The organism is Streptomyces sp. CO7 (genome assembly GCF_053474865.1).
Window position 1 is genome coordinate 1,574,155 of the sequence record NZ_JBRIOU010000002.1, and the last position, 1,279, is coordinate 1,575,433.

The window sequence follows — 1,279 nt, forward strand, 5'->3', positions numbered from 1 at the left end:
GCTCTGCACAAGGAGGCCGGGGGGGGGGGGGGTCCGTAGGGGGACGGGGGGGGGCGGGAGGTGGAGAGGATGCGGGATGCGGCGGTGTCAGCCGCCGGCGAGAGCCGCGTCGCGCAGCCTCCGCAGGCGGTGCAGCTGGTCGCCGTCCGCGAAGCGGTCGTGCAGCAGCCGGTACTCGGCGAACAGCGCGTCGTAGGCGTCCGCCCGGCCGGTGTCGGGCACGAACACGTCGCGCCGCAGCCGTCCCATCGCGGCCGTCGCGGTGCGCACGTCGGGGTGGGCGCCGGCCGCCACGGCGGCGTGCACCGCCGAACCCAGGGCCGGTCCCTGACCGGACGCCGCGAGGGAGACCGGACGGCGCAGCACGTCCGCGTAGATCTGCATCAGCAGCTCGTTCTTCGCCAGCCCGCCGGCCACCACGAACTCGTGCACCGGGACGCCGCCGTTCTCCAGCGTCTCGACGATGACGCGGGTGCCGAACGCGGTGGCCTCCAGCATCGCCCGGTAGACGTCCTCCGGCCGGGTGGCCAGGGTCAGGCCCATGATGACGCCGGAGAGGTGGTGGTCGACCAGGACGGAACGGTTGCCGTTCAGCCAGTCCAGCGCGACCAGGCCGTGCGCGCCGACCGGCTGGCCGGCGGCCTTGCGGGTCAGCAGGGCGTGCAGGTCCTCGCCGCGGGCGTCCGCCTCCTCCTGGTACTCGCGCGGCACGCCCTGGCGCAGCACCCAGGCGAAGATGTCGCCCACCGCGCTCTGCCCGGCCTCGTAGCCGTAGGCGCCGTCCACGATGCCGCCGTTCACGACACCGCAGACGCCGGGGATCTCGGCCAGCACCGAGGAGTTGACGACATGACAGGTGGACGTGCCCATGATGGCCAGCAGCCGCCCGTTCTCCACCGCCTGGGCGGCGGCCGCGGTGACATGGGCGTCGACGTTGCCGGCCGCCACCGCGATGCCGGGCGGCAGCCCCGTCCAGCCGGCCGCCTCCTCGGTCAGCGACCCCACCCGTGAGCCCAGGGGGGACAGCGGGAACTCCAGCCGCGTCCGGGCGAAGTCGGCGAAGTCCGGGTTCAGCGCGGCCAGGTACTCCTCGGACGGGTAACCGCCGTCCTGGTGGATGCCCTTGTAGCCGGCGGTGCAGGCGTTGCGCGACTCGCGGCCGGTGAGCTGCCAGACGATCCAGTCCGCCGCCTCGATCCAGCGGACGCAGGCCGCGTAGACCTCGGGGTCCTCCTCCAGCACCTGGAGCGCCTTGGCGAACTGCCACTCGGCGGAGATC

Annotated in this window: 1 protein-coding gene; it reads right to left on the minus strand. The window is 74.0% G+C overall.

All coding sequences use genetic code 11. The features are described from left to right. Nucleotides 1-87 precede the first annotated feature (87 nt). The coding region (locus tag ACOV8S_RS09240) for a ribulokinase (RefSeq protein ID WP_448317221.1) at nucleotides 88-1,279 on the minus strand (1,192 nt) is incomplete at its 5' end.